Here is a 26103-nt window from a genome sequence, read left to right on the forward strand (position 1 = left end):
GGAAAGGAGGAGAAGGATGACAAGCATGATTCCACGTGGAACCCTCATCCCGGACGTGGTCCGGTTCTTGGAAGGCGGCTGGCCGTTCACGTCGTTCGGTGCACGGCACGCAGTCCGGATCGAGGACTACCGGGACAACGGCGACTACGTGGTGCGTGCGGAACTGCCCCGGAATGGACCCCGAGAAGGACATCACCATCACCATTGAGAGCAACGAACTGTTGATCAAGGCTGAGCGGGCCGTGGCGAAGCACGACGACACGCACAGCGAGTTCTCGTACGGTTCGTTCGCCCGCAGGGTTCGTCTGCCGAACGCGGCCGTCGCCGAGAAGGTCTCGGCACGGTACGACGCAGGCATCCTCGAGGTGACGGTGCCGCTCACCGAATCTCTGGAAGGAAAGGCGATCAACGTCCAGATCGGCACTAAGGAGTGACGAACCGGCGGCGAGTAGGCACCTAGGTGTCGCTCGCCGCCTTCATCTCAACGACGCCGACCGTCGGCACACTGTCGGCCGGCGCCGACAAGATTTCGGCGACGACGGCAACGACACGCTGACGGATCCCGCCGCGCTCGACGTCGGCAACGGTGGCGCTGGTGCAGCCGACCAGTGCGACGCCCGGTTCGAGTCGCTCGCCAACTGCGAGATCATTTCCTGACTCAGGCATACCACGATCACCGGACCAGATGAGCCGATGCTCGTCCGGTCCGCTGTCGTGCCCAGGTTTCCGACGCGCCCGGATACGGCCCCCAAAGGCATGACCCAGCAGGCCATTCGGCCCTACGCGGGATGGCGCCAAGGCCAGACCCTGAGGGTAACCAGTTCGATGGAGGAAACCATGACCCACCAACGGTTGTTCGCACACGCGGAAAGCACCGCGCTGGAGTGGCTCCGCGTGGGGGCGAATCGCTTGGGCACGGACGATCTGCGCGAGGCATACCAGTTGCTTCGGCCCTGGTTGCACATCCTGCACGACCGCCTACCAGTGGACAGTGCCGCACACTTGGCCGCCCAGCGCCCGGAACTGTTGCGCGGCAAGTACTACGACGGCTGGCAGCCGAGCAAAGTGCCCATCCAGCTGGACGTCGAGGACTACCTCATCCGCTACGAGCAACAGGCCCGGGTCCCTGCACGTCAGGCGAAGCGGGCACTCGCGGCGATCATGTCGGCGATGTCCGGCCTGTTCTCGCCGGGACAACTCGACACGGTGCTCGGCCAACTGCCCGCGCGAACCTGCGCGCGATTCTCAATCCCACTGTGTCAGGGAGGACACCATGATGCGGCATCGCAAGATCAAGAACGTGATGACGACGGATGTCGCGTTCGTCAAGGACTACACCGACTTCAAGGACATCGTCCGGCTGCTCGCCGACCGGCAGGTCAGCGAGGTTCCGGTGGTGGACAACGAGAACCGTGTCGTCGGCGTGGTGTCCGAGTCGGATCTGCCCGTCAAGCAGGGTCGGCCGGAACGGCCAACCCTGTTCGCCAAGTTGACCAAGCGGAACAAGCAGACCGGGACCGTGGCCGCCGATCTGATGACCACGTCCGCGATCGCCATCGACGCCGAGTCCACCGTCGTCGACGGAGCCCGGACGTTGGTGCGCCACAACATCCACCAGCTGCCCGTCATCGACGAGACAGGACGACTCGTCGGCATCGTCGGGCGCAGGGATCTGCTCACTGTCTTCCTCCGGCGGGACAAGGACATCCGCGACGAGATCGTGCACGACGTGTTCGAACACGGTCTCGGCGTCACCGTCAATCTGACCACTGTGGATGTTTCGGTTCGCGACGATGTGGTTCTGTTACGGGGCGAACTCGAGACCAAGAGCCTGGTCTGGATCGCTGAATCGATCACCCGCCGGGTCGACGGCGTCGTCGACGTGGAATCCCGGTTGGGCTTCGCCCTGGACGACACCCACCTGCCACCAGCCGATTTCCCCATCGTCGGCGCCGGCAGGCTGCCAAGGAAACGTTTCTGAAGGGGACAATCATGCGCGAGGCATTCCGACAGGATCTCGATCAGCTCGCCGAACAGCTCACCGACCTGGCCGAGCTCGCCAAGCAAGCCATGACCGACGCGACAACGGCGCTGCTGGATACCGACAAGGACCCGGTCAACCAGGTCGAGGACGCCGTCGACAAGATCCGGATCCGCCACCACGAACTGGACGACCTCGTGGTCAGCGTCATCGCCCGCCAGCAGCCGGTCGCCACCGATCTGCGCGTCCTCGTGGCAGGCCTGCGAATCAGCGCGGACATGGAACGGATGAGCGAACTCGCTTTGCACGTGGCGGAAATCGTGCATAGGCGGGCACCGCACCCAGTCGTCCCACCCGAACTGCGTGAAACTGTCATAGGCATGGTCAACGCGGCCAAGCACATCATCGCCAAGGCCCGTATGGTGATCGCGTCCCGCGACGCCGCACCCCGATGTCGAGACCGCGATGGACATCACCCTGATCGGCCGCTACTACGAACGCTATGCCGACCACGCGGTGTCGATCGTACGGCGTGTGGCGTTGCTTGCAACCGGTCGTCTGCCGGAAAAGACGCCCACCCACGGTCCCTACTGAAGTCGACGTACTCCCGCCGGCCGGACCGCTGCGGCAGACAGACCGGTGGGTCGCACTCGCGCTCGTTCTCTTCGCCTGCAGACGTACGGTGTCGGGGTGGCGATTGTGCTGCGGGCGGCGGGGACCACGCTCGCCACACCGGCGCGGTTGCCGAGCGGGGCACTCCTTGCCGCGAACGACATCTCACGGGGAGTAGCTGTCATACCTCCAAGGGTCATGCCTCTCCCAGCAGGAAAGGGCACAACGACCATCGACGACCGGGCCGTTGGGACCTCCTCGACACGGCGGCCCGGTCGCATGGTCGGCGTCAGAGACACACCCGTCCGCAGTGGAGGAAGAGATCATGAACTACCGGGTCGATCTGATGCGCAGACCCGCAGACGAGGTGCTACGGGTTCCGGTCAGCACACCGCCCAGCAACGTCGGGGCGGCGATCGGCAACACCATTGAGAAGTTGTTCAGCCAGGCCGCGGCAAAAGGCCTGCAACCGTGTGGGCCGCCTGAGGTGATGTACCTGAGCAAGTTCACACCGGAGTCCGAAGAGCCTGCCCAGATCGAGATCGATCTCCCGGTGACTGGTCCGATCGAAGGAGTGCCGGAAGGGACGCGCCGGCCCGAATGCCATGTCGCCCGCGCGGTGCACCGTGGACCGTACGACAGCATCGGTGCGGCCCATCGCGCACTCGCCGAATGGGCAGGCGCTCGTGGATACCACGTCGACGGACCGCCGACCGAGGTCTACCTGGCCGGGCCGGACAACAACCGTGACCCCAGCGACTACCTCACCGAAGTGCTCCTCGCGGTATCCACCTGACCAGGCGGTTGCGGTCCAAAAATCCATTGTGGACCGCAACCCCCTTCGTTCACCTGGCCATCTTGACCGGCCGGTGGGTGAGTGCCTTGATGGGCCACGTCGCCGGAATGCCCGATCCCCACAAAGACCGGCTGGTCGGACCGGCTGCGCACCGGGACGTCACCGAGCATCCAATAAGGGATCCCGCGCAGGTCCACATCGTCGAACCGCAGCACCTGCGTCGCGGTGCTGTAGTGGTGGGTGCTGGTCTGGATGTATCCGGCCGGGTCCTTCTGCGTCTGGTCGGCCCACACCAGCACACCGCCACCGGCGGCCAGTCCCAGGCCGACGAGCGTCGCCAGAGCGCCGAGCACCACGGCAGTCACGCGACCGGCCGACCACATCGAACCCGCGGGCCGGCGGACAGCCTCCTCCACAGTGGACTCACCTGGTTCCACCGGACCCGAGTCGAGCCGGAAGGGCGGGTACTGGTCGGTCATCAGCGTCGCATAGGCACCGACGCGCACCACCCACCGGTTCATGCCGAGCACAAAGTCCCGGATCCCACGCGGGAACTTCCCTGTGAACAACAACAGGATTACCGCGCCGATCAGGACGAACACCGCGATCAGGCCGCTGCCACCGAGCAGGACGCCTCCGCCCCACCGCCAGCCGAGGAAGAACCCGATGACGAAGTAGTGCGGAATCGCCAGCAGCCAAGACTTGACCAGGACAAGCCTACGCGACAACCGCGCCGGGTACTCCACGGCAATGTCGCGGGGGTATTCAGGCTCCTGGCCCAAGCTGAACGGCGGGTAGCGATCGGTGCCCAACGCACCGTACGTGTAGAACGCCACGCGCCACGACCATCGCATCACCCCGACGTTGAAGTCGAAGATACTTCGTGGGTATCGCCCGGCGATCAGGATGGCGAAGAACGTGAACACCGTCAGCACCCAGAACACCGTCCATAGAAACGCCAGCACAATCAGGTGCGGGATCACCAGAAACCATTTCACCAGCCAGAGCCACTGGCTAAGCTCCGCGTCCGGCCTGCCTTCCAGCCCGATGGGGTTCCTCGACGCCATCGTCGACGCCTCCTCGCGTAGACGCCTCCTCGTGTAAGCGACCAGTTACGACCTCACTGTCATCCAGCTGGATCCGCGCAGACAGGGCACACAGACCGTGTCGTAACGGGTCTTCCGGCCCAAGTCCGCGCGGCTGATCGCGTGCGAGTGTCCAGGCAGCAGAAGTTCACTGGAGGTGAGGAGAGCATGAGGCACGGCCTGCCCGACGAGAAGACCGTGTGGTCCGCGATCGCGCTCGCGATTCGTGCGCCGTCGGTGCACAATTCCCAACCTTGGCGCTGGCGTGTGGGCGACAGTTCCCTGCATCTGTACGCCGACTGGTCCCGGCATTTGACGGCGACCGACCCGGACGGCCGTGACCTGATCGTCAGCTGCGGCACGTCATTGCACCACCTGAGAGTCGCGCTGGCCGCGATGGGGTGGGGCACGATCGTGCACCACGTTCCCAACCCCGGCGACTCCAGTCACCTGGCCTCCGTCGAGGTCTTCGAGCGTCAGCCGACCGAAGAGGACATCCCGGTCGCGGCCGCGATTCCGCGGCGGCGGACCGATCGACGGCTCTACAGCTCGTGGCCGGTCCCGGAGGCGTTGCTGGACCAGCTCGGCGAGTTCGCGTTCGAGCAGGGCGCTGTGTTGCGTTCGGCCACAGACCCGGCAATGCGGTTCCGCCTGGTCTCGGCGATCGCGGAAGCCGACCGTCTACAAGGAACGGATCCGGAGTACGGATCGGAGCTCGCTGACTGGAGTGGCCGGTTCAGCGGATCGACTGACGGTGTGCCCGCGTCGGCGGCTCCGTTGAGCTACGAGGGTTACGGCGACCTGTCGATGCGTCGCTTCGCCGCCGCAGGCCTGGCCCAGCCGAGAGAGTCCTACGCGGACCCAGATGCGGGCGAGCTTGTCGTGCTCGGCACCTCTTCCGACGACGTCGTGTCGCGTCTGCACGCGGGTGAGGCAGCCAGTGCGGTGCTGCTGTGGGCCACCTCATTCGGCCTGGCCACGTGCCCGCTGAGCCAGCCGTTGGAAATCCCGAGCATCCGCGAGGAGCTGAAGGTGCAACTGCTGGACGACGCGTTGTTCCCGCAACTGGTGCTGCGGATCGGCTGGGGGCACATCAACGCGGACCCGTTGCTGGCGACACCACGCCGCCCGGTCGCCGAGATTTTCGACCACCTGCCAAGGAGATGAGATGACCGACTACGTGACCGGATTCGACGCGCTCGGCAAGAACGACGCGGCGATCGCCGGAGGAAAGGGCGCCAACCTCGGCGAGATGACCGCCGCCGGGCTTCCCGTGCCACGTGGATTCGTGGTCGCCGCTGACGGCTACCTGGTGTCCATGGGCCAGAACGGGATCCGTGCGGAGATCGACACCGAAGTACGGAACGTCCTGGCGCACACGGACCAGCCAGAGGAGCTGGCTGCGGCGAGCAAACACCTGCAGGCGCTGGTCCGCGAAGCAGGTGTGCATCCCGATGTCCTGGCCGCTGTCCTCCGGGAGTACCAAGCACTGGGCGACGATGTGGCGGTTGCCGTGCGGTCCTCGGCGACTTCGGAGGACACGGCGGGCGCGTCCTTCGCCGGGATGAACGAGACCTTCACCAACGTCATAGGAGCTGAGCAACTGATTGAGCGGCTGGTCGACTGTTGGGCTTCGCTGTTCGGCCAGCGGTCGCTCGCCTACCGTGCCGAGCGTGGACTGACCGAGGAACCCGCGATCGCTGTCGTGGTCCAGCGGATGGTGCACTCTGAACGCTCCGGCGTCATGTTCACCGCCGACCCGGCGACCGGCGACCGCGACCGGATCGTCGTGGAGGCCGCGTTCGGTCTCGGCGAGGTCGTCGTGAGCGGCTCGGTCGAGCCGGACACGTACGTCATGTCCAAGAAGGACTTCTCGGTGCTCACCGCACGGGTCGGCACGCAGCTGTACAAGATCGTCCGAGGTCCGGACGGCGCTGACCTGCGCGTCGAGCTCACCGGCAAGGAACAGACCCGACGGGTGCTCACCGACGACGAAGCAAGCGAGCTCGCCCAACTAGCGGCACGGGTCGAGCAACACTACAGCGTGCCGCAGGACATTGAATGGTCCATCGTGGACGGCAAGATCTGGCTGGTCCAGTCCCGGCCGATCACCACACTCGGTGCCGAGGACGGCGAAGTGCTGATCAAGGGGCTCGCCGCGTCACCGGGAATCGCGACGGGACGTGTCCGAGTCCTGTCCTCGCCCGCCGAAGGGGCGCAGCTGCTGGACGGTGACGTGCTCGTCGCCCAAATGACCAACCCTGACTGGGTGCCCACCATGCGCCGGGCCGGCGCCGTCGTGACCGACGAAGGCGGTATGACGTGCCACGCGGCGATCGTCGCCCGCGAACTCGGCGTCCCAGCCATCGTCGGCACCCGCAATGCCACCACCGTGTTGAAGACCAACCAACAGGTCACTGTGGATGGTCGCGAAGGGCGCGTGTTGGCTGGAGCCGCGAAGCAGGCTGCTGCGGTTCAGCAGGCAGCGGCACCCGCGATGCCGATGTTCGAGCCGCTGGCCACGAAGCTGTACGTCAACCTGGCAATGGCCGACCACGCCGAAGCGGCGGCCGCACTGCCGGTCGACGGCGTCGGCTTGCTCCGCGCGGAGTTCATGCTCACCGAGGCACTCGACGGCATGCACCCGCGCAGTTTCCTGGCCGATCGTGGCGCCGAGCAGTTCGTCTCCACGATGGCCAAGTCGCTGTTGAAGATCACGCGGCCATTCATGCCACGACCGGTCATCTACCGGGCGATGGACTTCCGTACCAACGAATTCCACGACCTGATCGGTGGCGCGGAATTCGAACCGCCTGAGAACAACCCGATGATCGGCTACCGCGGCTGCTACCGATACGTGCGCGAGCCGGAGCTCTTCGCATTGGAGCTCGCGGCATTGACCCGAGTGCGGGAGGAGACGCCGAACCTGCACATCATGATCCCGTTCGTGCGCACCAAGTGGGAGCTGGCCCGGTGCCTTGAGATGATCGACGCCAGCCCGCTCGGCCGCCAGCGCGGTCTGCTGCGGTGGGTCATGGCCGAGGTTCCATCCGTGGTCTACCGAATCCCGGAGTACGCCGCCATGGGCATCGACGGCGTATCCATCGGCAGCAACGACCTGACGCAGCTCGTGCTCGGCGTCGACCGTGACTCCACACCGTGCGCCGAGCTGTTCGACGAGTCCGACCCGGCCGTGCTCGACACGATCGCCAGGATCATCAAGGCCTGCGAGCAAGCCGGGATCACGTCCTCATTGTGCGGCCAGGCTCCGTCCAACCGGCCCGAGTTCGCCGAGCACCTGGTCCGCGCCGGAATCACGTCCGTCTCCGTCAACCCGGACGTCGTCCCGCACGCTCGGGCGATCATCGGCTCCGCCGAACGCCGCCTGATGCTGCAAGCCGCTCTGCACCACTGAAAAACCCTCGTGAGTGGTTAGCCGTGTTCTAACACGGCTAACCACTCACGAGGGTTTTGGCTTAGTAGACGGTGCAACCGTGGGTGCGGAAACTGTCCCGGACTTGCTCGACCAACTCGATGTTCGGTGTTGGGGCGTGCGCGAGCGGGAACTTGAGACCGAGTTTGGCGTACTTGGGGGCGCCGAGCTTGTGGAACGGCAGGATCTCGACGCGTTCGACGATTTTGAGGGTGCTGACGAACGAGGCGATTCCCTCGACGTTGGCGGGATCATCGGTCAGGCCGGGAACAAGGACGAAGCGGATCCACATTGGATTGCCGCGCTCGGAAAGCCGCCGGGCGAACTGGAGTGTCGGGGCCAGTTCGACACCGGTCACCCGGCGATACAGCACCGGATCCCACGACTTGATGTCGAGCAGCACAAGATCGGTGTCGTCGAGCATCGCATCCGAAGCTCGGGCACCGAGAAAGCCGGATGTGTCGATCGCTGTGTGCAGGCCGAGCGCCTTGACCTCGTGCAGGAGCGAACCGACGAAACCAGGCTGTAGGAGCGGTTCGCCGCCGCTGACGGTGAACCCGCCACCGGCGACGTCGATGAACCGTTTGTACTTCAACACTTCCAGCATGACTTCGGACACGGTCATCCGGTGGCCGTCGCGCATGCGCCAGGTTTCCGGGTTCTCGCAATACAGGCACCGCAACGGGCACCCGTTCATGAACAACACGAAACGGGTGCCCGGGCCATCGACCGCCGTGGCGATGTCCCACGAGTGGACCGAGCCGACGGTGTTCATAGCGATGCGTGGAACGTACGGTTGACAACGTCCAGTTGTTGCTCGGGGGTGAGGCGGACGAAGTTCACCGCATAGCCGGACACCCGGACGGTCAGCTGCGGATACTTCTCGGGGTGTGACATGGCGTCAAGCAGCACGGAACGGTTCAGAACATTGGCATTCAGGTGAAACCCGCCCGCGTCCATGTAACCGTCCAGGACACCGACCAAGTTGGTGACCTGTTCCTCCTTGGTGCGCCCCAGGCCGTCAGGTGTCACTGAGGCGGTGAGCGAAATGCCGTCCTGGGCCTCGTTGTACGGCAGCTTCGCGACCGACAAGGCAGCTGCGACAAGGCCACGGGCGTCGCGGCCGTTCATCGGGTTGGCTCCGGGCGCGAACGGGTCGCCTGCCTGGCGGCCGTCAGGGGTATTGCCGGTATGTTTGCCGTACACCACATTCGACGTGATGGTGAGTACCGACTGGGTGTGGATCGCGTCGCGGTAGGGCGGGTGCTGCTGGACCTTGGTCATGAAGTTCTCGACCAGGCTGACGGCGATTTGGTCGGCGCGGTCGTCGTTGTTGCCGTAGCACGGGTAGTCACCTTCGACGACGTAGTCGATAGCCAGCCCGGAGGCATCACGGATCACGCGCACGCGAGCGTGTTTGATGGCCGACAAGCTGTCGGCGACCACGGACAGGCCTGCGATGCCGCAGCCGAGCAGGCGCTGCACGGGATAGTCGTGCAAGGCCATCTCGATGCGTTCGTAGGCGTATTTGTCGTGCATGTAGTGGATGATGTTCAGGGCTTCCACATAGGTCTTGGCAAGCCAGTCCATCATCCGGTCGAGTGCCATGCACGCCTCTCCGTAGTCGAGGTATTCGTCGGTCAGCGGCGGGAACGCTGGGCCGATCTGATCGCCGGTCATCTCGTCGCGGCCGCCGTTGATCGCGTACAGCAGTGTTTTGGCGAGGTTGACGCGGGCACCGAAGAACTGCATCTGTTTGCCGACCTGCATGGCCGAGACGCAGCAGGCGATCGCGGTGTCGTCGCTGAACGATGGCCGGATCAACTCGTCGTTCTCATACTGGATCGAGCTGGTGTCCATCGACACTCGGGCGCAGAAACGCTTGAAACCCTGTGGCAGGAAAGGCGACCAGAGCACTGTCAGGTTCGGTTCCGGTGCTGGGCCGAGGTTATAGAGCGTCTGGAGGAACCGGAAGCTGGTCCGTGTCACCAGCGGCCTGCCATCTGAGCCCATGCCTCCGATGGATTCGGTCACCCAGGTCGGGTCACCGGAGAACAGCTCGTCGTATGCGGGCGTACGCAGGAACCTGACGATCCGTAGTTTGATCACGAAGTCGTCGATGAGCTCCTGAGCTTCTTCCTCAGTCAGGTTTCCCGCTGCCATGTCACGATCGATGTAGATGTCCAGGAAGGTCGACACCCGGCCGAGCGACATAGCGGCGCCGTTCTGTTCCTTCACCGCGGCCAGGTACGCGAAGTACAGCCACTGGACGGCCTCGCGCGCGTTCGTCGCCGGACCGGAGATGTCATAGCCGTAAGACGCTGCCATCTCTCGCAGTTCCTCCAGCGCGCGGATTTGTTCGGCGAGTTCCTCCCGGTCTCTGATGATGTCGCTTGTGGACCATTCGAAATCCAACGCCGCGTGCTCAATTCGCTTCGCCTCGATGAGACGGTCGACGCCGTACAGCGGAACCCGGCGGTAGTCGCCGATGATCCGGCCGCGGCCATAGGCATCCGGCAGGCCGGTGATGATGCCTGCCTTGCGGGCACGCAGGATCTCCGCGGTGTACGCGTCGAACACCCCGTCGTTGTGAGTCTTGCGGTACTTGGTGAAAATCTCCTTCACGCGCGGATCCAATTGGTACCCATAGGAATCAAGGCCCGATTCGACCAGCCGCAGCCCTCCTGCGGGCATGATTGCCCGCTTGAGCGGGGCGTCGGTTTGCAGGCCGACGATCAACTCCAGGTCGCGGTCGATGTATCCGGGTCCGTGAGCTGTGATCCCGGCCGGTGTATGCGTGTCCACGTCATAGACACCGCCACGGCGGCGTTCCTCGGCGAACATTGTCGTCAGCTTGTCCCACAGCGCTTTGGTTCGTGCTGTGGGTCCGCTGAGGAAACCGGCATCACCCCTGTAGGGGACGTAGTTGGCTTGGATGAAGGCACGCACGTCAATGCCGTGCACGGCTTGCTCCTTCCCGATCCCACGCCCGGCGCGGAATCACGACGACCGGGCACGCGGAGTGGCGCACGCAGTACGAACTCACCGAGCCGAGAACAACCTCGGCGAAGCGGTTGTGGCCATGACTGCCCACTACCAAAAGGTCTGCCTCGTGCGACAGCTTGGCCAGTTCCTCGCCAGGCACGCCGGTCACGACCATCTGGTTGATCGCGACGCCGCCTGTGTCCGCGTCAGCCACCGTGTCGGCGAGCTTGCGCACGCAATCGGCGTGCTCGGCCTCGACACTGTGGGGTGGCAGCGCGTCGTAGGGAACAGCCCCGATCATGATCTGCCCAGCCACCAAGTGCACCATCGCCGCCAGCACGGGCAGATCACGCCGGAGCCCTTCGGCGGCCGCCCATTCCAGAGCGGCAACACTCGCAGGCGTTCCGTCGACTCCGACCAGAATCGGACGGTCTCCGCTCATCTCTCGCTCTCCTTTCAGCTGAACAGGACGACCTTGAGCGCACCGCTGTCGGCCGGGTGCGCGAAGACGTCATAGGCTTCGTCCATTTCGGGCAGTCCGAACCGGTGCGTGATGAACCGGTCGGTGTCCAGTCGCCCGACGGCGAGCATCCTCAGCAGCCGTGGCGTGGTCACCGTGTCGACCAGGCCGGTGGTGATGGTGACGTTCTTGATCCACAGGTCTTCCAGGTGCAGCGTTGCCGGTTTGCCGTGCACGCCGACGTTCGCCACGCGTCCACCGGGACGGACCAGCTTGGTGCACAGCTCGAAGCTCTCCGGAACACCGACCGCCTCGATCGCGGTGTCCGCACCGGCACCACCGGTCAGCTCGGCAACCACTGCCGCGACATCCTCGGCCGCGTTCACCGTGATGTCCGCGCCGAACTGCTTGGCCGCATCCAGCCGGGACGCCGCGAAGTCGACCGCGACAATGTGGCTCGGACTGTAGAACTGCGCGGTCTGGATCGCCGCCAGCCCGATCGGCCCCGCGCCGACGATCACGACCGTGTCACCGGGACGGACTTGTCCATTGAGGACGCCCACTTCGTAGGACGTCGGCAGGACGTCGGCCAGCATCACAGCGGCGTCGCTGGCCACGTTGTCCGGCAACAGATGGGTCGAAGTGCCCGCGAACGGGATCCGCGCGTACTCGGCCTGCACACCGTCGACGAGATGCCCGAGAATCCAGCCACCGCCACCCTGGCACTGGCCGTAGACGCCTATGCGGCAGTACGAACAACGCCCGCATGCGCTGATGCACGAAGCAAGCACACGATCACCCGGCTTCAGCCCCGACACCGCGGCGCCGACTTGCTCGACTGTGCCGACGGCCTCGTGGCCCAAGATCCGGCCCGGCTCGACCTCGGGCACGTCGCCCTTGAGGATGTGCAGGTCCGTGCCGCAGATCGTGACGGCGTCCACCTTGATGATCGCGTCCGTGGGAGCCTGCAGCTCCGGCTTGGGGACATCCTCCCAAGACCTACGACCAGGACCGTGGTAGACCAGCGCCTTCATGCTTCCTCCTCGCTCGGTTGCACCCCTGAGACTGCCGCTGGTCGGCGGCCACGGTTAGGGCCGCGTGCCCTGGCGGATAAGGGCGAAAGTCCTGAGATCGGCAGAGCGCCCGGCCCTGATGCGAACACCTCGGCGCACTCCACCGTGAGCGTGACGAAAGGAGAGCCGATGCTCGCGCCACGAGTGGTCATCCTCGGCAGTGGATTCGCCGGGCTGGAGACCGCGTTCCTGCTCAGGACCAAGCTCGACAAACTCGACGCCGACATCACCGTCGTGTCCGACCGGGACGACTTCCTGTTCAAGCCCAATACGATCTACCTACCGTTCGGCGCGGCCGAAAAGCCACTGCACGTCCCGCTGCGCAAGGCGTTCAACCACCACGACATTCACCACCGCATCGGGCATGTCGAAGGCGTCGATCCCGACCGCGGCGACGTGCACACCAGCCGAGGACTTCCCATCCACTACGACAAACTAGTCATCGCCACCGGCGCGGGTATGGCCGAGGACGAGATCCCCGGCCTGCGCCAGCACGGCCGCCAGATCTGGACACCCGGCCAGATGCACCAACTCGGGGAGGACCTGCAGTGGGTCGTGCAGGACGCCTGGCACGGTCGCGTGCAGAAGGTCCTGTTCCTGGTGCCGCTGGGCAACAAGTGCGCTGGCCCGTTGTACGAGATCGCGTTCATGCTCGACACCTGGCTGCGCCGCAAGGATGTCCGTCACCAGGTCGAGATCACGTTCACGACCTACGAGCAGTCCTTCATCCAGGCGTTCGGGCCCAAGCTGCACGAGGTGGTGACCGAGGAGTTCGCGATCCGCTCGATCACCGGCCACACCGGCGTCACACCGGACAAGGTCACCGAGACAGAGGTGGTCTACAGCGACAGCGTGACGCGCGAGTTCGACGTGCTGATCACATTTCCGCCGTATGTCGCCGGTGTCCGGTACGACGGCCTGCCCTCCGACGACCGTGGCTTTCTCACATGCGAACCGGAAACCCGGGCCGTGCCGGACTACCCGGACATCTTCGCACCCGGTGACGCGGGCGATTTCCCGGTGAAACAGGCATTCCTGGCGCTGCTGCAGGCGGACGCGGTCGCTAACAAGATCGTCGCGGACTTCTCCGGACGGGCACCGCACCGGCTGTTCGAGCCGACCAGCATGTGCGTGATGGAGATGTTCGACAAGGCGACCTTCGCCCAGGTCCCGTTGCGGCTGACCGACGATGAAGCCAGTCCCGTCGCCGTCGACCTGGAAGCGGCGGACGAGTACCGCGTGGGCACGAGCGCCACCTGGCGGCTGGGCAAGAAAGTGCTTGGCTTCTACCTGCCCGCCCGGTTCCGGCACGGCAAGCCGTTCCACGCGGGTGCCGGCTGGCGCGTGATGGAGACCGGTCTGCGTGCGGGTTCACGGTTACTCGCACAGTGACAAGGCCTAACGGCCCTGTTTCGGGCCGCCGAAAGGGAACCGTTCGGCACCCGGGTTGCGGGAAAGGTCCCTGACGGCGGCCCGCCCATCAGGCACACGACCGTCTCCACGAGGTCGAAAGAGATGATCGAGATGTGGACATATTCGGTTACACCGCAAGGCATCGGGCTCTCCTGCAAGCTGTCAGCGACGGCCGGGGCAAGCTGGTCGGCAGCAGCCTGACCGTGGACGGGCGGTAGTGTGACAACTTCGCCACCATCGAGCTGAGCCAGGCCGACCTCGTCCGCCCTGCGGACTCCGCTCCCTACGGCGTCCCGATACCCGCGGCGCTCACCAACTCAGGCACGGCGCTGCTGCGCAGCCTCACGCTCTGAAGGACACGACAATGCACGACTCGCGTAGCTTGCTGGACCCGGCCACCGCCGCCCTGCTCGAACAGCACCAGCAAGCGGATGGCTCCGTCAGCCTGGCCGACGTCTTGACGCGCTACCTCGGCTACAAGGTCATCAACGCCGACGGAACCACCTCTCACTGAAACACCTTGTGGATGTCGCTGTCGGTCGCGGTGCTCGTCACGACCAGAACCGTGTCACCCGGATGGAATCGGTAGTCACCGCCCGGCACCATCGGTTGTCCGTTGTGGACGACCGCCGCCACGACCGTTCCCGCGGGCACAAGCAACTCAGCCAGCTGCTTGCCCGCCGCGGCCGACGAGTCGCCGATCCGGGTCTCGATCAACTCGACACCCGCCGCTGCCAGCCGGACCAGGCCGACGGTGTCCGTGACACCCGCTGCCTCTTCGATCAGCGACACAAGCGGTGCCGCTGTGGGCAAAGCCACGTCGACGCCCCAGCGCGCGGTGAACAGCCAGGCGTTGTCCTCATCGTTGACGCGAGCCAGGATCCGGCGCACGCCGAACTGCCGCTTGGCCAGCAGCGAGATCACCAAATTGTCCTCATCCTCCCCGGTCGCTGCCAGCAACAAGTGAGTGCGCAGCCCACCTGCGGCTTCGAGCACCGGCGGTTCGCAGGCGTCGCCGCGCACCAGCCGGTAGGCCGCGCCGAGCCGGTCGAGCCTGCGTTGGTCGCGGTCGACGACCGTGACGTCGTGTCCAGTGGCGGCCAGCAGATGCGCGGCCTGCTCACCGAGCCTGCCCGCACCGACAATCAAGATCTTCATGTGCCGAGCTCCTTGTCCAGAAAGGACCGAAGCCGGTCCAGCGCGGTGGCGGCGACGGCGAAGCTGACCGCGTCGTCGGCTTCAGCCACGGTGGATGGCATCGGCAGGAAAGACGCGCCGCCACGGGTGATCGCGATGACGCGGATCTCGCCGTCGACCTCCAGTTCGTGCAGCGGACGACCCGCGAACCAGGCCGGAAGCGTCTCGCGCACCAACAGGGTTTCCCCGTTGCCGAACGAGACTTCGGGGTTGACGTACCGGTGCGAGAGCATTTGCCGGATCCGGTTGGTGGTCCAGCGCACGCTCGCGACGGTCGGTATCCCCAGTTCGCGGTAAATGTCCGCGCGGCGCGGGTCGTAGATGCGCGCGACCACCTGCGGCACACGGTAATCCTCCTTGGCGATGCGAGCGCCGACGATGTTGGTGTTGTCGCCGGACGTCACCGCCACGAACACACCGGCTTCGGCGATGCCCGCCCATTCGAGGATCGACCGGTTGTAGCCGTTGCCCACGATGAACCCGCCCGAGTAGTTGCCCGGCAACAACTCCCGTGTCGTTGGGTCTCGGTCGACCACGCACACGTCGTGCCCCTCAACCGAAAGCTGGTGCGCCAGTGTCGATCCGACCCGGCCACAGCCCATGATGATCACTTTCACCGCGTGGCCTCCTTGCGGTTCAGCACGGCCTTGCGGATCTCGTCGGCCACCAGCACCAGCGAGCTGAGCGCCAGCACCAGCAACCAGTCGGTGAACGACAGGGCCTTGGTGTTGAAAACGTCCTGCAGCGGCGGCAGATAACAGATCCCGGCCATCAGGATCAGCCCGATAGCCTGTGCCACCAGGTAATGTGGGTTGGAGAGCAGGCCGAGGCGGAAGATGCTGATCCGATCACTGCGCACGGCCAAGCCCACAAAAACCTGGCTCATGATGATCGCGAGATGTGCCATGGTCAGCGCTTCCCGGTAGATCGGGTTGTCTTCGGTGAACTCGGCGAAGGGAATAACCGCACTTGTCACGTGCCAGAAGAAAATCCCAGTGGCGACAACGGCCTCGATGCCGCCGAGGAACAGGATCCGCCGCACCAACGCGCCGGAGAACAGGCTCTGTTTCGGGTTTCGCGGTGGTTGCCGCATCACTCCGGGCTCCGGTTTCTCCGCGCCCAGCGCCAACGCGGGTAACACATCCGTGCCCAGGTCGATCGCCAGCACCTGCACGGCACTGATCGGCACGTGCGGGAAACCGAGGAAGGTGGCCGCCAGAATCGGCACCAGTTCACCGACGTTACTGGAGAACACGTAGATCAGGAACTTGCGGATGTTCTGGTACACCGACCGGCCCAGCTCGACCGCGGCGGCGATCGAGGCGAACGAGTCGTCCAGCAGCACCATCACCGATGCCTCACGAGCGACGTCCGTGCCCGACTCCCCCATCGCCACACCGATATCGGCCCGCTTCAGCGCAGGTGCGTCGTTGGCACCATCGCCGGTGACCGCGACGATCTCACCCAAGTCCTTGAACGCGGACACCACACGCATCTTGTGTTCCGGTTTGACCCGTGCGAACAACACATGCTCGTATTCGCCCAGTAACGTCCGCAGCTCCTCTTTGGACATCTGGTCAAGCTCGATACCTGTGACCGTACGCGGCACCATGCCGGGCCGCAGGATGCCGACCCGGCGGGCGATCGCCTCGGCGGTCAACGCGTAGTCCCCCGTCGCCATCACGATCCGGATCCCGGCCTCCCGGCACGCTTTCACCGCCGCGACCACCTCCGGTCGCGGCGGGTCGAGCATGCCCACCAAACCCAGCAAAATCAGACCGTGCTCGGCTTCCTCATGATCCGCCGCGGCCTTGCTGACCTCACGAACGGCCACCGCGAGCACCCGCAAGGCCGAACCAGCCATATCGTCGTTGGCCTTCAGCACCGCGCTTCGCTGCTCATCGTCCAGTATGGACAGGGTGTCGCCGAACCTGATGTGCGTGCAGCGAGCGAGGAGTTCCTGCGGCGCGCCCTTGACGTACGCCCATGTCCGGCCATCCTTGGCGTGCACGGTGGTCATGAGCTTGCGGACCGAGTCGAACGGCAACTCCCCCACGCGAGGCGCCGCTTGCCGTTCCGCGTCGAGGTCGATTCCAGCTTTCCCCGCCGCGACAAGCAAAGCGCCCTCAGTCGTGTCGCCGAGAACCCGCCAGCCCTGGTGATCAGCCGGTGGCAGCAACCGGGCGTCACAGCATAACGCCGCAACACGCAACATGTCCCGCACCGGTTCGGGATCCTCGGCATCGCCCTTGGGTTCGTAGCCCGCACCGGTCACGCGATGCACGTTGCCGGACGCCCACAGAGCTTGCACAGTCATCTCGGCCTTGGTCAGGGTCCCGGTCTTGTCCGTGCAGATGACCGTGGTGGATCCCAACGTCTCGACGGCCAGCAACTTCTTGATCAAGGCGTGCCGTTTCGCCATCCGCCGGACGCCAATGGCCAGCGCGACCGACATCGTGGCTGGTAGCCCTTCAGGGACAAGCGCGACCATCACACCGAGAGCGAAGATGAAGGTCTCGACGAGCGGGCCTTCTGCGGCGAGCCGTACCGTGAACAGCAGAACTCCCAGTGAGAACGCGGCGGCCGCGACCCGGTGCGCCATCATGGCGATCTGCCGCCGCAGGGGGCTGCTGTCCGTGCTCGTGCCCGCGGTGAGTTGGTAGATGCGCCCGAACTCGGTGTCCTGCCCAGTCGCGACCACGACAGCCTTACCCGTGCCGGACGCGGCGGCGGTGCCCATCCACACCAAGTTCTGCGCTTCCAGCCTGGCCACGTTCACCGGTACCGGTTCGGTGTGTCGGCGCGCGGGTGCACTCTCACCGGTCAACGCCATGTTGTTCACGGTGAGTTCGTGCGCCTCGATCAACCGGCAATCGGCCGAAATCGCGTCACCGGCGTCGATCACCACCAGATCCCCTGGCACGAGCTCGGCGACGGAAACCTCCACCCGCTCGTCCTCCCGGATGACCCGGGCCCGATGCGGCACCATGGCCTGCAAGGCTTCTGCCGTGCGTTCGGCCATGTGCTCCTGCATGAACCCGATGACGGCGTTGATCAGGACCACTGCCAGGATCGCGATGGTCAGCTGCAGGTTCCCGATGTCCGGTGGGTCACTGAGCAGATATGCCGCGAACGTGATCACCGCGGCCGACAGCAACAGCACCGCGAACAGATCGGTGAACTGGCCTGCGAACTTGCGCAGCACCGATGTCCGATGGGGACGGCGCAGCTCATTGGGACCGTGTTCAGCCAGCCGACCTTGCGCCTCTGACGTCGTCAGCCCGTGCCTTGACGATCCCAGCGCGTCGAGGACCTCCGACGCCGTGCGCTCCTGGTAGCCGGGCGATGCACGTCTTCCAGTCGCTTGGGACATGACCGCAACGTAGGCGCGCTCGCGGGCGCCAGGCAGGGGCTATTGCCCGGGTCAGGCAGTGTCGTTCGGCCCTGTCTGAGTCTGTGGTCCTGAGCAAGCCTGGGGCCATGAGCAAACCGATCGTGGTCGGTGTCGACGGCCAGCCAGGCAGCGACATCGCCCTGGGTTGGGCGATCGCCGAAGCAGCACGGCGAGCGCGCCGCTTGATGCTGTTGCACGTCGGCGAGGTGTGGTCACCGCCCTTCGTCGGTGACGGTTCGTTGATGGCCGCCATCCGGACACGTGGGCAGCAGGTGATCGAGAAAGCGCTCACGGTGGTCCACGCGACGAACCGGAATGTCCAAGTCTCGTCACTGGTCTTGCCCGGCGATCCACCGGATGTCTTGATCAGTTGGTCGTCCGAGGCGAGCATGCTCGTGCTGGGGGACAGTGTCCGGGCTTCCCTTGCCACAGTGCCCAGAACTGTCGCGGCGCGCTCCCGGTGTCCCTTGATCGTCGTCCGGACGCAGTGGAGCGACCAGTTGCCGGTGGTGGTCGGTGTGGACGGCTCGCCCGTCACCAGGGCCGCGATCGAGTTCGCCTTCGACCATGCCGCACAGCACCGCACCTGGGTGCGTGCCGTCCACGCATGGCACCGCAGCGTGCTTCCTGGCGATCGGGGCATCGTTGAAGAACGCGCTGCCCATTTCGCAGTCGTGGCCGACGCTTTGGAGCAGTCACGGCAGCGCTACCCGTTGGTGCCGGTTCACATCTCACGGCCCATCGGCCACGCCGCGGAGGTGCTCTCCGAGCAGTCGACGGCAGCGCAACTGCTCGTCGTGGGTACCCGGGGACACAGCGGAGTAGCCGGTCTGCTGCTGGGTTCGGTGAGCCAGGCATTACTGCGTACCGCGGGCTGCCCGCTCGCGGTCATCCCCGCTGAGAAATGGTGATCATGTCACGAGTTCTGGTGGCGTACGCCACGAAGATGGGCTCCACTCGCGAAATCGCCGAAGCGATCGGCGAACGGATCGAGTCGGTCGGTGACGAGGTCACCGTCATGCCCGCCCAAGACATTCTCGACGTCGGTTATACAACGCCGTCATCCTGGGCAGCGCGTTGTACGCGTTCCGCTGGCGAGGCGAAGCTCTTGCCTTCCTCCGGAGATTCCGGAACGAGCTCGCCGCCCGGCCGGTCTGGCTGTTCCACAGTGGACCACTCGGTGAAACCGCGGACCAACCACAGAGAACACCGAAGGCGGTCGGCAGGCTCGCCGCGGCCGTCGGCGCAAAAGAACCGGTCACCTTCGCCGGACGGATCACGCCTGACACAGCAAAAGGACTCATGGCCAAGCGGATGGCCAAGGGCCCGATGGCCGGGGACTACCGGAACTGGGACCGAATCCACGAGTGGGCCGACGAGGTCGCTCGTTCACTGCACGAGGAAGAGACCCATGCGCCACGACAGGACTGACCAGCCGAACGTCCAGATCGAACTGGCCGGAAGCATCCCGGCCGACGCCGCGGACTACGCCAAGGACAAGGTGCTCCACCTGGTGAAGTACGCCCGCAGGCCGATCCTGTTCGTCAAAGTCAGACTGATGGCGGCTGGTCACGGCAACAACAAGAACGTCGTGGCCCACGCGAACCTCGACGTCAGCGGCACACCCGTGATCTCTCATTCGGTCGGCGAGACCACCACCGAGGCGGTGGACCTGTTGCAGGACAAGCTACGCGGCCGGCTCGGCCGAATGTGATGGAGGATGACGATGAGAACACTCAAAGTCCTGGACGTGATGACGCGGGACGTCACCACCGTCCGGGAGGACACACCGTACAAGGAGATCGTGACCAAACTCGTCAACAGCGAGGTCAGCGGCCTGCCGGTGCTCAGCCCGACCGGCGTGGTCGTCGGCGTGGTCTCCGAGGGTGACCTGCTGTTCAACGAAGGCAGCGCCGGGAAACACGAACGCTGGCACGACGTGCTGCACCCCTCGCAGGCGCACAAAGCCGACGGGCGAGTCGCACGGGATCTGATGTCCCAGCCCGCCGTGACCACCCAACCGAACACTCCGGTACGCAAGGCAGCCGCACTGCTGGCCCGGAATGGTTACAAACGCCTTCCCGTGGTCGATGCCGTCGGCAGGCTCCTCGGCATCGTCAGCCGCCGCGACGTGCTGGGAGCTTTCCTCCGCGCGGATCACGACATCGCCAACGAGGTCAAGCACGAGGTGCTGTTGCGCACCATGTCGATCGACCCGGCCACAGTCGACGTCGACGTCAAAGACGGTGTGGTCACGCTGTCCGGGCGACTCGAACGCAAGAGCCACGTGACTGTCGTCGAATCGCTCACGCACGCGATCGACGGCGTTGTCGACGTGGTGAACGAGCTGACCTTCGAGACCGACGACGAAAGTGTTCGGCTGGTGGACCCGGTGGACGGAACGCAGCTGCGCGACCTGTGGTGACACATGATGATCGGGTGTGGCGCGTACACCGCGCCACACCCGATCGTGTCATGTCACCGGCCCGCCAGGTGACGGATCCGGTCCAGCTTGTCCGCCAAGGCATTTCCTTCATCGCGCCACTGAGCACGCGCGCGCCTGTGCCACGCGCGTGGTTTGCGGTCCACCCAGCGCAACGCTTCGATGGACCACAACAGGTCTTCCACCACCGCGACCCGCATGTCCGGCGACAGCAAGTCAAGATCCCCTGGGACGAGCATCCGGACGGAGGCCAAGTACATCACTGACCTCGCGGCGTCGCCTTGCCTCTGATGTCGGCGCGAAGCCCTCTCGTGTGTCATCCGCTCTTTCGCGGCCAGGACCTCGATCCAGCCACTCATCGCTACCTCCTCGGGGCTTTTCCTGATCGTCCCGGATAGGCGGAGCCATCCGCTTGTGCCAGTCGCCTTTTCAGCCTTCGGCCCAATGCCCGTACCGCACAGGGCCTTTGGACCCAAGCGGGAAACCGGGCCGAGCAAACAGGATTGCGGCAGATTCACTGAAAGGAAGGTCTTCATGTCCGTTCACGACACCCTGATCAAGACCTTTGAGGTCTCCCCGCGCCAGGCCGCGACCACAGCGGCGGCCACACACGGCGCCGTGATGACCACGACCGCAGGCAAGTGGACAGCCGTGCTGCGAATCGCCACCGGGCTGCTGTTCCTGTGGGCGTTCGCGGACAAGCTCTTCGGCTTCGGGTACGCCACCGGTTCCGCGAACGCGTGGATCAACGGCGGCTCGCCCACCAAGGGCGTCCTCAGCCGCGTCGACGTCGGACCGTACTCCGAGACGCTGCGCGGGTGGGCCGGCGGCTGGCTGACCGACTGGCTGTTCATGCTCGGCCTGTTCGGCATCGGCGTGGCCGTCACCCTCGGCATCGGCCTGCGCATCTCCGCGATCGCGGGCACCATCATGATGCTGATGATGTGGGTCGCCGAGTGGCCGCTCGACCGCTTCAACGAGGCAGGCCAACCGACCATGTCCACGAACCCGATCATCGACTACCACATCATCTACGCCATCGCGCTGATCGTCCTCGCGGTGACGTACGCGGGCAACACGTGGGGTTTCGGCCGCAAATGGGCCGACCTCGGCTTCGTCCGCGGCAACCACTGGCTGATCTGATCCAAGACCAGCACCTGGCGCCCTGCCCGCGGGCAGGGCGCCAATTAACGGACCAGGGTGAAGTAGTCCTCTTCTTCCTGCGCGAAATGCAGCGTCAGGATGGCGTCCAGTCCGTAGAGCGTCGCTCGCAGATCGTCGACCTGGTCGGGGTCGAGCCGGTCGGCAGCTGACAGATGACGGCCGAGGCGGCGGACGTGCCGTTCGATCTCGGCGTGCCCACGGCTCATGGTCTGTGTGGCTTCGGGACCGCCCAGCAGCTTCGCGACAAAGGGATACAGATCCCGGTCTTCCGCTCGTTCGTGGGGCAGCAGAACGTCGGACATCAGTCGATACGCCCGCCGCACGGATTGCTCCGCCTGAGGCGTCAAGCCTGCCGACAGGTCGTCGGCGGCCCGCCGGACCGCTTGGCGAGCCGGGAGCAGATGTTCATGTTCGCCCGCGAACCGGTGCAGGACCTCCGCCACCGCCTTGGATTGACGTCCACGTGCCGGCAACAACGCTCTGAGGGCGTTGAGAATGACGGCGACGTCGATGCCTTCCTGAACGAGCGCGCCCGCGGCGGGCGCGAGCCGGCCGAACGCCGCGACTGCCATGGCTACAAAGGACAATGCGATGCCAATACCGGCGCTCTGCACCGCGATGCGATGTGCCCGAGCGGCCGCTTCAACGGCATCGGCCAGGCGTGCGATCCGCCCGTCCGTGATCACCGCGTCCGCGGCCCGCGCGGCCGCTGTGGCGTCCCGCCCCGCCAGTCCGATACCGACATCGGCGGCAGCCAGGGCCGGAGCGTCGTTGATGCCGTCACCGACCATCAAGGTCACCGCACGCGACCGTTCCTCGCGCACTCGCGAGACCTTGTCCACCGGGCTGCACTGTGCCCGCAGTTCGTCAAGGCCGAGCATGGTTCCGACGTCTTGGGCATTGTCCAGCCGATCTCCGGTCAGCAGCACGATTCGCTCGATCCCAGCCATGCGCAGCCTGCGCAGAGTCCGTGCGGCGTCCGGCCGGATCTCGTCACGGGCCAGCAGAACACCGATCGGCTCGCCGTCCAGGCTGACCCAGATCATGCTGGCCATGTCGAGCTCCGCGCGCCTGACCGCCGCCCGTGCCCACTCTGGGAGCACCTCCGCGGAGGGCTTGCCGACCGTCACCTGTCTGCCGTCGACGAGACCGGCGGCACCCACACCCGGCTGCTCCTCCACTTGTTCAGCAGGAGGCACCGACCCCGCCGCGCGCACCACCGCCGCCGCGAGCACATGCGGTGACAACTGCTCGACCGCAGCGGCCAACTCCAGCACCCGCTGAGTGGTGAAACCCGGCGCGGTCAGCACATCCGTGACTGCCGGCTGGCCAATGGTCACCGTCCCGGTCTTGTCCAGGACCGCCGTTCGCGCTCGCCCCAAGGCCTCCAACGCTCCGCCGTGCTTGACAACGACACCAAGCCTCGAAGCCCGCGACATTCCTGCCGTGATCGCGATAGGCGCTGCCAGCAACAGAGGGCATGGCGTCGCGGTGACCAGCACGGCGACCGCCCGGACCGGATCATCGGTCAACACCCAAGCCGCGGCCGCGATCACGACCGCCACAGGCAGGAACACCGCCGCTGCCCGATCAGCCAACCTGACCACGGGCGCACTTTCCGCGGCCGCTTGCTCGGCCAGCCGAACCACGCCGGCGTAGGCGCTTTCGTCCGCCGGGGCGGTCGCAGTCAGCTCGGTCGCCCTGCCTGCGTTGACCACGCCACTGCATACTGGCTCACCACGCGCTCGTCTGACCGGCAGCGCTTCACCGGTCAACGCCGATTCGTCGAACTCTCCGTCACCGAGCAATCGGCCGTCCACGGGAACGACCTCGCCCGAGGCGACGATGACCGTCTGTCCCACGGTGATCTCGGCGACGGGTACCGTGCACGTCTCGTGTCCAATTCGGACACGGGCCTGCTTCGGAGCACGTTCCAGCAACGCACTCAGGTCGCGCCGGGCACGCCGCTTGGCGTAGTCGTCAAGCACCTGGCCGGTACCCAGCATCACGCCGATCACGACGCCCGCGAGGTACTCCCCGACCAACAGCGTGCCCGCGAGGGCGAACACGGCAAGGAGATCAGCTCCGAACCGTTTATGCAACAGGTCTTTACCTGCCCACACCATCGCGGGCACAAGCGAGACGACAGTTCCGGCCAGCCACAACGCGTCCGCGGCCGCGGGAATCAGCGCACCGGCGGCCAGCGCCACGACAGCGGCGATCAGCAACAGCCTGGACATGTCAGCAATCCGGTCCTACCACCGCCACGGCGCAGGGTGCGTGGTGCAACAGAGCCTGGCTGGTGGAGCCCAGCAGCATGCCGGTCACTCCGCCACGCCCTCGGGTGCCGACCACCACCAGCTGGGCGGTGCGGGCGGCGTCGAGCAGGCTTGCCGCAGGCCGGTCGGGAGTCACCACCGCTTCGACTGCGACGTCCGGGCACTTGTCCCGCCACACCGCCAACCGCTCGTCGAGAAGACGCTTCTGCTCCTCCTCGACACGCAACCACTGCACGCGATAGGGCGGCAATGAGAACTTGATGTACAAGGACATGTCGTTCCACGCGTGCACAGCGACAAGCGGTACGTCCAATCTGGACGCCTCGGCGAACGCGAAACCGACGGCGGCCTCGCTCGACGGGGAACCGTCCACTCCCACCACCACCGGCCCGCTCTGCTTGTCCTGCTCTGCGCGAACGACCACGATCGGGCAATGTCCATGCGCGGCAAGCGCCACAGCGACGGAACCGACCACCAGGCCGGTGAAACCGCCGAGGCCGCGAGAGCCCAGAACGATCAGCTCCGCGTTCTTGGACTCCTCGATCAGCAGCGCCACCGCGGAATCCCGGCACAAGTGCGTCGACACATCGACCCCGGGTTCCGCGTCCCGCACAGCCTGAAGGGCTTCGGCAAGCCAGTCCTGGCCTTCGCGCTCCAGCTCACCGGACACCGGAGCCGACGACAGCACCGGTGGATAGACGGCCAGAATCGTGCAGGCATGGACCAGCCGAAGTGGCAGACCACGATCAACCGCCTCCTGCGCGGCCCATAGCGCCGCGCGCACTGCGGACCTCGAACCGTCGACTCCTACGACAATGGGCTTGTTCATCATGACTCCCTGACGACATCGGCGAACTGCCGACGTGGACTCGGCTTCGGGACACGCGTCGCGCGGCCGAACCGCATCAACGCGTGCGGGAAGCCAGGCAGCTGCAGCTTCTCGCTGAGTCCGGCGCGGACTTCGGGCACCTGTAGCGACTGGGTGATCAGCGAAGCGGCGAGCCCCAGGCGGGTCGCGGTCAGCCACGCCAGCTGGATCACCTTTCCGGCAGCCACGTGATCCCGGCTGGTGTCGTCAACGGTCTCCACGACAAAGACACATTCCCTGGCGATCAAGGACGTCAGTGTCTCGTGTTCGGGTACCGGATCGCCGCTGTGCACAAGCCCGCCGAACAGACCGTGCGCGATCCGGTCGGCCGGTAGACCCAGCCGTGCCTTCCCGCGGTCGATCGTCAACGCCTGCAGTTCGTGTAGGTAACGGTGATCGTGCCGGAGGACTTGGGCGGAGTGCTCGGACAGTGTGGCCACTGCCTCGGCTTCCTGCCGGCCGGTGACGCGGTGATAGCTGACTCGTTCGCCGGCAAGAGAATGCCTGACTGCCCGGATCTCGTCCGCCGACAATGGTTCACCGTCGAACTTGAACCGTTGGCTACGCCGGTACGGGATGGCCAGGTACCGGTCCCGCTCTGTGCTGGTCGGTGTGCGTGGACGGACCGCGGACACACTGGCGACCAGGTCCGGGTGTGCCCGGTCCGGGAAGAGCGTCGTCGTGGTCTCCCACCCGAGATAGCGCATCGCCAGCTCGAGGTTGGCCAGCGCCGCGCCGCAGGACATCAACCTGTCCCGGCCTTTCGGATCGTGCCGGGGGATCGCGTGGTCCCACCGCTCGAACAACAGCACACTGCGCTCGTGCAACTCCAGCACCCACGGCTGGATGTTGTGCACCGACGGGGCTTGGGCCACAGCCTGGAAGATCAGCCGGACCTCGCCGGGAGCCCAGAACGACAT

At 65.6% G+C, this 26103-nt stretch carries 26 protein-coding genes and 3 pseudogenes; 16 read left to right on the top strand and 13 right to left on the bottom strand.

The genetic code is table 11. The features are described 5' to 3' along the window. Positions 1–25: 25 nt before the first annotated feature. Both LWC34_RS17625 and LWC34_RS17630 read left to right on the top strand, forming a co-directional pair. A complete protein-coding gene (locus tag LWC34_RS17625; RefSeq protein ID WP_233726124.1) occupies positions 26–208 on the top strand; it encodes a hypothetical protein in 183 nt (60 codons plus the stop codon). Further along, a complete protein-coding gene (locus tag LWC34_RS17630) occupies positions 174–434 on the top strand; it encodes an Hsp20/alpha crystallin family protein (RefSeq protein ID WP_233726125.1) in 261 nt (86 codons plus the stop codon). Before LWC34_RS17625 ends, LWC34_RS17630 begins: the two co-directional genes overlap by 35 nt. A 22-nt stretch (positions 435–456) precedes the next feature. Here the strand turns inward: LWC34_RS17630 and LWC34_RS17635 are convergent, their stop codons facing one another. Beyond that, entirely contained in the window at positions 457–666 is a 210-nt protein-coding gene (locus LWC34_RS17635; protein WP_233726126.1) for a hypothetical protein, read from the bottom strand. 171 nt (positions 667–837) lie between these two features. Between LWC34_RS17635 and LWC34_RS58820 the strand changes: the two are divergent. The 5 genes and pseudogenes from LWC34_RS58820 to LWC34_RS17655 form a co-directional block, all read left to right on the top strand. Continuing rightward, a pseudogene (locus LWC34_RS58820) lies at positions 838–1167 on the top strand (DUF2267 domain-containing protein); the annotation flags it as partial. A 106-nt stretch (positions 1168–1273) separates the two neighbouring features. After that, complete coding sequence (locus LWC34_RS17645) at positions 1274–1981, top strand: CBS domain-containing protein (protein ID WP_233726128.1); 708 nt, start codon at positions 1274–1276, stop codon at positions 1979–1981. Positions 1982–1992: 11 nt separating this feature from the next. Continuing rightward, positions 1993–2292: pseudogene (locus LWC34_RS58825) on the top strand (phosphate signaling complex PhoU family protein); the annotation flags it as partial. A 148-nt stretch (positions 2293–2440) separates the two neighbouring features. Continuing rightward, a pseudogene (locus LWC34_RS17650) lies at positions 2441–2575 on the top strand (hypothetical protein); the annotation flags it as partial. A gap of 343 nt (positions 2576–2918) precedes the next feature. Further along, a complete protein-coding gene (locus tag LWC34_RS17655) occupies positions 2919–3389 on the top strand; it encodes a GyrI-like domain-containing protein (protein ID WP_233726130.1) in 471 nt (156 codons plus the stop codon). Here LWC34_RS17655 and LWC34_RS17660 read toward each other — a convergent pair. Beyond that, positions 3353–4456 (bottom strand): DUF4389 domain-containing protein, encoded by a 1104-nt coding sequence (locus LWC34_RS17660; RefSeq protein ID WP_233726131.1) that lies wholly within the window; start codon positions 4454–4456, stop codon positions 3353–3355. The two genes, LWC34_RS17655 and LWC34_RS17660, sit on opposite strands and share 37 nt — an antisense overlap. 186 nt (positions 4457–4642) lie before the next feature. Between LWC34_RS17660 and LWC34_RS17665 the strand changes: the two genes are divergently transcribed. Both LWC34_RS17665 and ppsA read left to right on the top strand, forming a co-directional pair. Further along, on the top strand, positions 4643–5641 hold the full coding sequence (locus tag LWC34_RS17665) for an Acg family FMN-binding oxidoreductase (protein WP_233726132.1): 999 nt from the start codon (positions 4643–4645) through the stop codon (positions 5639–5641). A gap of 1 nt (position 5642) precedes the next feature. Then, entirely contained in the window at positions 5643–7889 is a 2247-nt protein-coding gene (gene ppsA / locus LWC34_RS17670) for a phosphoenolpyruvate synthase (RefSeq protein WP_233726133.1), read from the top strand. Between the two features lie 61 nt (positions 7890–7950). Here the strand turns inward: ppsA and pflA are convergent, their stop codons facing one another. The 4 genes from pflA to LWC34_RS17690 are packed head-to-tail and all read right to left on the bottom strand — an operon-like array spanning position 7951 to position 12386. After that, positions 7951–8682 (bottom strand): pyruvate formate-lyase-activating protein, encoded by a 732-nt coding sequence (pflA, locus tag LWC34_RS17675; RefSeq protein WP_233726134.1) that lies wholly within the window; start codon positions 8680–8682, stop codon positions 7951–7953. Beyond that, positions 8679–10871 (bottom strand): formate C-acetyltransferase, encoded by a 2193-nt coding sequence (pflB, locus tag LWC34_RS17680; protein ID WP_308200066.1) that lies wholly within the window; start codon positions 10869–10871, stop codon positions 8679–8681. Before pflB ends, pflA begins: the two co-directional genes overlap by 4 nt. After that, positions 10858–11334, bottom strand: coding sequence for a universal stress protein (locus LWC34_RS17685; protein ID WP_233726135.1), 477 nt, complete (start codon positions 11332–11334; stop codon positions 10858–10860). The genes pflB and LWC34_RS17685 overlap by 14 nt, the downstream gene beginning before the upstream one ends. Before the next feature lie 14 nt (positions 11335–11348). After that, positions 11349–12386 (bottom strand): zinc-dependent alcohol dehydrogenase family protein, encoded by a 1038-nt coding sequence (locus LWC34_RS17690; protein WP_233726136.1) that lies wholly within the window; start codon positions 12384–12386, stop codon positions 11349–11351. Between the two features lie 168 nt (positions 12387–12554). Here LWC34_RS17690 and LWC34_RS17695 point away from each other — a divergent pair, with 168 nt between their 5' ends. Together LWC34_RS17695 and LWC34_RS17700 are read left to right on the top strand one after the other, a co-directional pair. Next, a complete protein-coding gene (locus tag LWC34_RS17695) occupies positions 12555–13817 on the top strand; it encodes an NAD(P)/FAD-dependent oxidoreductase (protein ID WP_233726137.1) in 1263 nt (420 codons plus the stop codon). A gap of 385 nt (positions 13818–14202) precedes the next feature. Beyond that, entirely contained in the window at positions 14203–14352 is a 150-nt protein-coding gene (locus LWC34_RS17700; protein WP_233726138.1) for a hypothetical protein, read from the top strand. On the opposite strand, the gene LWC34_RS17705 is transcribed toward LWC34_RS17700, so the two are convergent. Genes LWC34_RS17705 through LWC34_RS17715 form a run of 3 tightly spaced genes read right to left on the bottom strand, consistent with a single transcriptional unit; the run spans position 14346 to position 18408 of the window. After that, the gene (locus LWC34_RS17705) at positions 14346–14996 is read right to left on the bottom strand and encodes a potassium channel family protein (RefSeq protein ID WP_233726139.1); all 651 of its coding nucleotides are present in this window, start codon (positions 14994–14996) and stop codon (positions 14346–14348) included. The genes LWC34_RS17700 and LWC34_RS17705 overlap by 7 nt on opposite strands. After that, positions 14993–15652, bottom strand: coding sequence for a potassium channel family protein (locus LWC34_RS17710; RefSeq protein ID WP_233726140.1), 660 nt, complete (start codon positions 15650–15652; stop codon positions 14993–14995). The genes LWC34_RS17705 and LWC34_RS17710 overlap by 4 nt, the downstream gene beginning before the upstream one ends. After that, positions 15649–18408, bottom strand: coding sequence for a cation-translocating P-type ATPase (locus tag LWC34_RS17715; protein WP_233726141.1), 2760 nt, complete (start codon positions 18406–18408; stop codon positions 15649–15651). Before LWC34_RS17715 ends, LWC34_RS17710 begins: the two co-directional genes overlap by 4 nt. Before the next feature lie 107 nt (positions 18409–18515). On the opposite strand from LWC34_RS17715, the gene LWC34_RS17720 reads away from it, so the two are divergent. From LWC34_RS17720 to LWC34_RS17735, 4 genes are all read left to right on the top strand, one after another. Next, positions 18516–19340, top strand: coding sequence for a universal stress protein (locus LWC34_RS17720; RefSeq protein ID WP_233726142.1), 825 nt, complete (start codon positions 18516–18518; stop codon positions 19338–19340). 166 nt (positions 19341–19506) lie between these two features. Beyond that, positions 19507–19860, top strand: coding sequence for an NADPH-dependent FMN reductase family protein (locus LWC34_RS17725; RefSeq protein WP_233726143.1), 354 nt, complete (start codon positions 19507–19509; stop codon positions 19858–19860). Further along, positions 19841–20143: a hypothetical protein gene (locus LWC34_RS17730; protein ID WP_233726144.1), complete on the top strand. Its 303-nt coding sequence runs from the start codon at positions 19841–19843 to the stop codon at positions 20141–20143. Before LWC34_RS17725 ends, LWC34_RS17730 begins: the two co-directional genes overlap by 20 nt. 12 nt (positions 20144–20155) lie before the next feature. Then, positions 20156–20854, top strand: a complete 699-nt coding sequence (locus LWC34_RS17735; protein WP_233726145.1) for a CBS domain-containing protein — start codon at positions 20156–20158, stop codon at positions 20852–20854. Between the two features lie 53 nt (positions 20855–20907). Here the strand turns inward: LWC34_RS17735 and LWC34_RS17740 are convergent, their stop codons facing one another. Continuing rightward, a complete protein-coding gene (locus LWC34_RS17740) occupies positions 20908–21231 on the bottom strand; it encodes a hypothetical protein (protein WP_233726146.1) in 324 nt (107 codons plus the stop codon). Between the two features lie 262 nt (positions 21232–21493). Between LWC34_RS17740 and LWC34_RS17745 the strand changes: the two genes are divergently transcribed. Further along, entirely contained in the window at positions 21494–22015 is a 522-nt protein-coding gene (locus LWC34_RS17745) for a DoxX family protein (protein ID WP_233726467.1), read from the top strand. Between the two features lie 44 nt (positions 22016–22059). Here LWC34_RS17745 and LWC34_RS17750 read toward each other — a convergent pair whose 3' ends face one another. Genes LWC34_RS17750 through LWC34_RS17760 form a run of 3 tightly spaced genes read right to left on the bottom strand, consistent with a single transcriptional unit; the run spans position 22060 to position 26103 of the window. Further along, positions 22060–24276 (bottom strand): heavy metal translocating P-type ATPase, encoded by a 2217-nt coding sequence (locus LWC34_RS17750; protein WP_233726147.1) that lies wholly within the window; start codon positions 24274–24276, stop codon positions 22060–22062. Position 24277: 1 nt separating this feature from the next. Continuing rightward, positions 24278–25144, bottom strand: a complete 867-nt coding sequence (locus tag LWC34_RS17755; RefSeq protein ID WP_233726148.1) for a universal stress protein — start codon at positions 25142–25144, stop codon at positions 24278–24280. Further along, on the bottom strand, positions 25144–26103 hold the full coding sequence (locus tag LWC34_RS17760) for an Acg family FMN-binding oxidoreductase (protein WP_233726149.1): 960 nt from the start codon (positions 26101–26103) through the stop codon (positions 25144–25146). Before LWC34_RS17760 ends, LWC34_RS17755 begins: the two co-directional genes overlap by 1 nt.

This window comes from Kibdelosporangium philippinense, from assembly GCF_021390435.2.
Classification (GTDB): domain Bacteria; phylum Actinomycetota; class Actinomycetes; order Mycobacteriales; family Pseudonocardiaceae; genus Kibdelosporangium; species Kibdelosporangium philippinense.